Source organism: Moorena producens 3L, assembly GCF_000211815.1.
GTDB classification, from domain to species: Bacteria; Cyanobacteriota; Cyanobacteriia; order Cyanobacteriales; family Coleofasciculaceae; genus Moorena; species Moorena producens.
The window spans coordinates 37771-44512 of sequence record NZ_GL890820.1 but is presented as its reverse complement, the minus strand read 5'-3'; the positions used below and the strand labels follow the sequence as shown (position 1 = coordinate 44512).

Genomic DNA, 6742 nt, shown 5'->3' with positions numbered 1-6742 from the left:
CAAGATAATGCGATCGCATCCAGTGCCCGACAAGATAATGCGATCGCATCCAGTGCCCGACAAGATAATGCGATCGCATCCAGTGCCCGACAAGATAATGCGATCGCATCCAGTGCCCGACAAGATAATGCGATCGCATCCAGTGCCCGACAAGATAATGCGATCGCATCCAGTGCCATACAAGATTATGGATAAGCATTCAGCTATCAGCTAATAGCTGACGGCTGACGGCTGACGGCTGACGGCTAATAATGGATAAGCATTCAGCTATCAGCTAATAGCTGACGGCTAACCGCTGATAGCTGACCGCTGACAGCTGATAGCTGACGGCTGACCGCTGATACCAGTTACTCAGCCTATAGCGACTTCATTTGTAATTGCTGAATCAAAGGAGCACATTGATAAACCATAGCGGCTCGACTATCTACATCCAGCTTCAGGAAGATCCGACGTAGATGAGCGGAAACTGTCCATTCACTAATTTCAAGCTGTTTAGCAATTAGCTTATTAGACTGACCTGAAGCAACAAGAGTAACAATTTGTAACTCTCGTTCTGTTAAGAGACTAGCAAGATGAGATGTAACGGAAGTAGTATTGTCTTGGAATTCTGTAATTGCATAACATTTACCATTTACCTCCATATAACCAACTGCATTCAAAGGACAACTGCTTTGAGGGGGTGAATTAGAGCTAGACCCTAAACTAGGTTTAAATTCGTGGTTTGTTTCACAAACTAAAAAACAAGAATTATTGATAAACAGCTTACCAATCACTTGATTTCCTAACTCTGATTGTATATCTTTAGTAGCTATATCTTGACGATAAAGAGGAAAATTAAGTTTCTCTTTCATAAGAAAAATGTCAAGTACCTATAGACATCCTGTTTGATTGATGAGCGGAACCTGGGGAAGGATAAAAGTAAGCATTCAGCTATCAGCTATCAGTTTATGGGCTACGCCCACGCTACTTGAGGTGCTATCAGCTATTAGCTATCAGTTTATGGGCTACGCCCACGCTACGCGAACAGCTTATGGGCTACGGCTGACGGCTGACGGCTGATGGCTGACGGCTGATGGCTGACGGCTGACTGCTGACTGCTGACTGCTGAATGCTTACGCAAAACTATAGCGCTGTGCGTAGGGAATAGGTAACATCGGACCAGGGAATGATTTAGCTCCCCAAGACTTCGCTGCATAGCTTCGTTGCTTGAATTTGTCAACACCATTACACCGATTGCTATAAGTATTCACAAATGATTTAGGAAGATCAGATCCATGGATGGTCTTCCCCCCCCCTTCTATTCTGTTAAATATCAATCAAAAAGGAATTAAATTGTTAAAAAACTTATAGTTTCTCTAGGCTTTACAAATGAGTTGTAAAACTAGATTGTAATTTTTGATTATCAAAAAAACGCTGTATTCCTTACTCCTGTTACCCTATCCGTAGTTTTATGTTACCGAAAGCGTGTCGTTCTATGTTTACATCTCAAATAGAAAGACTATACCAGAACGCTTTAGTATTTATCCATAGATCCTCCTTCAACTCTGGGCAATTCCCCAAGTCTTCAGGATCACAGGCAGAGTTATCGCTCCAAGAGGGCTTAGACATTCTGTCAGATACTGGAACTGCTGGTGTCACAAGATGTATAACACACAGATGAAGCCCTTCCCATAAAAGTTTTGCCAGTCCGGTGTAAATCATCAACTGGCGTAAGTACTCCGATTCCAAAGCCACAATTCGATCCTGCGGACTGACCAGTTCGCAAGAGATTCCCAATTTGTCCAAAGCTTTGCAGATATCTGGAGGACGATTATCACTAAAATCTGTAGGTTTCTGATAGCTCAGTATAAAAGCAGAACCCAAACTCGCACTTAGGGCTACAGTATCCCGGAATGACGCCATTAAAGTATCATTGGTCCCCTGTGACTGATTAATGCGTCGATCTAATAAGCGTGCTAAATATTCCCATCGTGCCAAGAGCTTGATAGTTGTACCTTTTGGCAGTAAAGACTCCCTGAGACTATCTCCCAGCCAGAATAGATTGAGTCCTAGCAAATCATGCTCAGTTTGTAATCGTTTCCACTCTTGAAGTGACCAAATCACACTCTCTAAGGTTGCTCTCTCCTGTTCAGATGCCTTTTTATTGAGAGTGCTTTTGGGAATAAGTAGTTCTGGTTGTTCTAAATAAAACTTAGTATTGTTAAGAATATGCCAAAGCTCTCTTGCTATCCAGATTTCGATTATTTCTCCTAGCTGCTGAGCTATGTGGACTCCATAATAGGAGAGCGCCAAGGCTGGATCCAGTACACAGATCCATTGCTTGGAATCAAGTTGGCTGAAAAGGGGAGTTATCAGCATTTTCAAGACGTCACTCCCATTAAAATAGCAGTTTTTATCCCAATTATGTAAATTACGGCTAGCCATCAATTTTATCTCCTCATTTCCCCATCTCTCCATCTCTCTATTTGCCCATCTACCCATCTAGCCATCTCCCTATCTGCAGAGGAATAGCGTTAATTTATCAATTTTGGATTTCACAAACAAGTCACAAAATTTTGCTAGTCCAAATCGATTAGTTCAAATGAGTTAGTCAAACTTGACTAGCTAGAAAACGTGACTTGTACAGAATCTCTGAAAAATTAATAATAATTACGTTGACAAACACGCCCTAGGCTTTCAGAGTCTGGTACGTGGCTGCTCAGTAAATCCAACCCGGTCAGTTAGGATGATTAGCGATCTGAGTCAAGTGTTGAGAAGAATTTTGGAACAGACCAGCCTATCGTCGAGGTTTCCAGAATTAGCGGAGGCTCAAATTTCCTTTGAGCGTCCCTCAGAAACGTTTAGTCCTGGACAGACGACGGTGAATTTATTTCTGTACGATATTCGGGAACACCTGGAATTACGTAATAATGAACCAACGATCGAGAGGCGCGATGGAAAGGCAATTATTCATAATCCTCCAAAGCGCATAGCCTGTTCTTATTTAGTCACAGCTTGGCCCATTGGTGGCGAAGAATTACCCCTGCAAGAACACCGATTACTCAGCCAAGTGCTGCAAGTATTCTCAGCTTATCCAACTATTCCAGAAATACCTTTTTTAGAAAATACCCGACTTGCTGGGCAAGAACCAGCCTTACCAATGGTAACTGCTCAAGTAGATGGCGTACAAAGCACTGCTGAGTTTTGGACTGCATTGGGGAATCAATTACGTCCTTCCATCACAGTTAAAGTAACCATTGCGATCAAGGAACTATTTGAGCCAGACCCAACCCCCATTGTCATTACTCAAGATTGGCAATTAGGTCAGCGGATTTCACCATCCTCACCACAACTTGTGCCAAGCACCGCACAACGATTTTTCCGGATTGGTGGGCGAGTTACGGATGCTGACAATAAACCTGTTGTAGGCGCAACGGTTATTTTGGTTGAGCGTAATCTGAGCGCAGCCACTGATAGAGATGGAAACTACACCATCGGGGCAATTCCTGCTGGTGCTTATACCTTACGGGTGCAGTTAGAAGATCTAGTACAGGAGGTTAATATCACTATCCCAGTAGAATCCGCAGCAAGTAATTACAACGTACAACTATAGGGATCGGTGTAGGAATTGTGAGAATTTTTGATGCCATATTCCCTACTCCCTACTCCCTACTCCCTACTCCCTACTCCCTGTTCCCTATTCCCTTTCCTATACAACAGTAAATTCTGTTTAATCAAGGAGTTAAAGATTATGCCACAGTATCTTTCGCCAGGCGTATATGTTGAAGAAGTTCCACCCTCATCTCGACCTATTGCTGGAGTCGCTACCAGTGTAGCCGGATTTATCGGTATCGTACCCCAAAGTATCCAACTCCCTGCCGAGCGTGTCGAAACTACTAGTGATGACACGACTACTGTTACCCTCAAAGTGGAAGAAAAAACTCTTCCGGAAGCCGGAACCCCTAATTTGGTAACTAATTGGAGTCAGTTCGTCACTACCTTTGCTGACTTACTTGGGGACAAGACTCTTGAGGATCTCACAGAGGTAGATGAAGCTAGTTTTGATGCCAATCAACTCAACGCCTGGAGTCGTTTTGCTCAAGCAGTTTACGGTTTCTTCAATAACGGTGGCACCAGGTGCTATGTGATCCGGATTAGTGCTAATACCGAGTTAGCTGCTGCTCTCAATAGTTTTGCTGCTATTGACGAAATCACCATGGTGGCTATTCCTGGCATTACCAGCCAAGCAGAACAACAAGCTGTCATAGACCACTGTGAAAACCTCCAAGACAGGTTTGCCATTCTTGATGGGCAACAAAATCCTACCACTTTTGACCGAGACAGCATTAAAGGTAGTACCAGAGATAGTAACTACGCGGCTCTTTACTTCCCCTGGATTACAGTTTTTGACCCTGCCCAACAAATTCTAGACCCATCAAGCACTGGCAGTATAATCCTGCCTCCCAGTGGACACATGGCTGGGGTTTACGCACGAGTCGATGGAGAAAGGGGTGTGTTTAAAGCGCCAGCTAATGAAGTGATTCGAGGCGCTCTAGATTTGGAATACAACCTCACTAAAGCAGAGCAAGACGGTTTAAATCCTCTAGGAATTAATATCATTCGCTCTTTTAAAGGCAATATCAAAGTTTGGGGAGCGCGCACCCTGGGAGGGGATGACAACGGAGAATATAAGTACATTAGCACCCGTCGTTATTTTAATTTCCTGCGAGAGTCCATTGATGAGGGTACTCAATTTGCGGTGTTTGAGCCTAATAACCTCGCACTTTGGCAGCGTATTAAGCGTACAGTCGGTGACTTTCTGTTGAATCAGTGGCGGGATGGAGCCTTGTTTGGAGCAACTCCGGAGCAAGCTTTCTTTGTTAAGTGTGACGCGGAAACCAATCCCAAAGAAGTACGGGAAGCAGGACAAGTTGTTGCTCTAATTGGTGTCGCTATTGTTAAACCAGCGGAGTTTGTCATCTTCCGCATTCAACAGATGGCTGGAGAATAGATATTTCTTGAATTACCCATTACCTTACCTATTACTAAACAACAAGGAGATGTGAGTTATGCCCAGAGTAGATCCGTATAAAAACTATCGCTTTCTGGTAGAACTGGATGGAATTGTTCAAGCAGGATTTTCTGAGTGTAGTGGTTTTGGTTCAGAAGTAGAAGTTGTCGAATACCGTGAAGGGGGAGATGATGCCACAGTACGTAAGTTGCGGGGCAAAGCTAGTTACCCTGATATTGCCCTCAAGTATGGTATTACTGACTCCAAGGAACTTTACGATTGGCATTTACAAGCAGTGAATGGGACAATTGAGCGCAAAAATGGCTCGATTATCCTGCTCAATGATGATGGGGAAGAAAAAGTGCGCTGGGATTTCTTTAATGCTTGGGCGAGTAAGTATGAAGCACCCAGCTTAGATGCTAAGGGTAGCGATGTTGGGATTGATTCCCTAACAATCACCTGTGAACGTTTGCAGAGAGTTAATGTCAGTTAACAGTAATCAGTTAACAGTCATCAGTTAGCAATCAGCCATAACCAAGAACCAAAATGCTACAGACGGAATACGAATTTATCTTACCAGCAGGGTATATAGATAAAGAAGGGAATTTGCATCAGGAAGGAGTCATGCGGATGGCGACAGCGGCGGATGAAATTCTGCCCCTCAAAGATCCTCGTGTGCAAAACAACCCAGCCTATCTGATTGTCCTGTTGCTCTCCCGTGTTGTCACTCGTCTTGGTTCGGTGGAGGTAGTTAATCCTAAGATTATCGAAAGTTTATTTGCCTCTGATTTAGCGTATTTGCAGGATCTGTACAATCGGATCAATGGCAATGGAATGCGATCGCTTCAAATTAGCTGCCCCCACTGTGAGCAAAATTTTGCTGTCGAACTCGATTTATCGGGGGAATCCTAGGCTACCCCCTTACCCAAATCCATGAGGAGGTAGCCTATCTGGCCTATCACTTCCACTGGCATTATGAATCAATCATGACCATGGAACACCGGGAACGCCGAAAATGGGTTACTGAAGTCGCCAAAATCAATCAGCGTTTGAATAGTTCGTAAAGGGAACAGGGAACAGGGAACAGGGAACAGAGATACTTTGAGTAGCTTTACAAAAGTTAACACAGTTTCGTTTATTTATGTCCAGGTACTTAGTTCAGTAGTGGGTAATTGGGGATTTTTTCCCTTTCTAAATAAGTCTAAATAAGATGGATAATTCAGCTTCACCAGCCAATAATTTCCAGGAATCGGGAAGTCCAGAAAATTCCCCTTTACTAAGTCGTCTGCAACGGCGACAAGAAAAGTCTGGTGGCGTAATTAATACCCGCCAACTGCACCGCCATTACCAATCTACCCAAGCAACTACGGCTAGGCTGACCCAACGATTAACCCTACCAGAACAAATTAACTCCCGTTATGGTGCGAGTGGTTTACAACCCAAGTTAAATCTGGAGCGTTTTAGTCGCCCTAGAGTAGAATCGGCTGATGTCAGTAATACCTATCTGGAGCCGATTAATGTTGCCCCTTCTAATGTTGCCCCTTCAGGGAGGGGAGAAGGGGTGCAAAGGTCAATGGCAACTAGGACTAATTCTCGCCAGTTTCCCGACAACCTAGGGCATCAGGGGAGATCCCAACCACCATCTGGATCTGTCCCATCAACTAGTCCCAAAGTCCCGATTATCAGCCAAATTAAATCTTCTACTGTATCCAGGTCTAGTGCGTGTTTTAAAAGTTTTCCGCAAGATTTAGA

The 6742-nt window shown here is 43.9% G+C and carries 10 protein-coding genes; 7 read left to right on the top strand and 3 right to left on the bottom strand.

The window, feature by feature from the left end:
• On the top strand, positions 1–195 hold a 195-nt coding region (locus tag LYNGBM3L_RS01455), incomplete at its 5' end, for a hypothetical protein (RefSeq protein WP_044491914.1).
• A gap of 161 nt (positions 196–356) precedes the next feature.
• Here LYNGBM3L_RS01455 and LYNGBM3L_RS46865 read toward each other — a convergent pair.
• The 3 genes from LYNGBM3L_RS46865 to LYNGBM3L_RS01445 form a co-directional block, all read right to left on the bottom strand.
• Complete coding sequence (locus LYNGBM3L_RS46865) at positions 357–851, bottom strand: response regulator transcription factor (RefSeq protein WP_008178168.1); 495 nt, start codon at positions 849–851, stop codon at positions 357–359.
• A gap of 164 nt (positions 852–1015) precedes the next feature.
• Complete coding sequence (locus LYNGBM3L_RS39400; RefSeq protein WP_131826945.1) at positions 1016–1195, bottom strand: hypothetical protein; 180 nt, start codon at positions 1193–1195, stop codon at positions 1016–1018.
• A 290-nt stretch (positions 1196–1485) separates the two neighbouring features.
• Complete coding sequence (locus LYNGBM3L_RS01445; protein ID WP_008178165.1) at positions 1486–2481, bottom strand: hypothetical protein; 996 nt, start codon at positions 2479–2481, stop codon at positions 1486–1488.
• Between the two features lie 244 nt (positions 2482–2725).
• Between LYNGBM3L_RS01445 and LYNGBM3L_RS01440 the strand changes: the two genes are divergently transcribed.
• The 6 genes from LYNGBM3L_RS01440 to LYNGBM3L_RS44840 form a co-directional block, all read left to right on the top strand.
• Positions 2726–3592, top strand: coding sequence for a Pvc16 family protein (locus tag LYNGBM3L_RS01440; RefSeq protein ID WP_008178163.1), 867 nt, complete (start codon positions 2726–2728; stop codon positions 3590–3592).
• A gap of 138 nt (positions 3593–3730) precedes the next feature.
• Positions 3731–4990, top strand: a complete 1260-nt coding sequence (locus tag LYNGBM3L_RS01435) for a phage tail sheath family protein (RefSeq protein ID WP_008178161.1) — start codon at positions 3731–3733, stop codon at positions 4988–4990.
• A 58-nt stretch (positions 4991–5048) separates the two neighbouring features.
• On the top strand, positions 5049–5483 hold the full coding sequence (locus LYNGBM3L_RS01430) for a phage tail protein (protein ID WP_008178159.1): 435 nt from the start codon (positions 5049–5051) through the stop codon (positions 5481–5483).
• Between the two features lie 53 nt (positions 5484–5536).
• Positions 5537–5902: a hypothetical protein gene (locus LYNGBM3L_RS01425; protein ID WP_008178157.1), complete on the top strand. Its 366-nt coding sequence runs from the start codon at positions 5537–5539 to the stop codon at positions 5900–5902.
• The gene (locus LYNGBM3L_RS49670; protein WP_353736756.1) at positions 5887–6054 is read left to right on the top strand and encodes a DUF6760 family protein; all 168 of its coding nucleotides are present in this window, start codon (positions 5887–5889) and stop codon (positions 6052–6054) included. Before LYNGBM3L_RS01425 ends, LYNGBM3L_RS49670 begins: the two co-directional genes overlap by 16 nt.
• Positions 6055–6200: 146 nt before the next feature.
• Positions 6201–6742: hypothetical protein (locus tag LYNGBM3L_RS44840; protein ID WP_044491911.1), on the top strand; the 542-nt coding region annotated here is incomplete at its 3' end.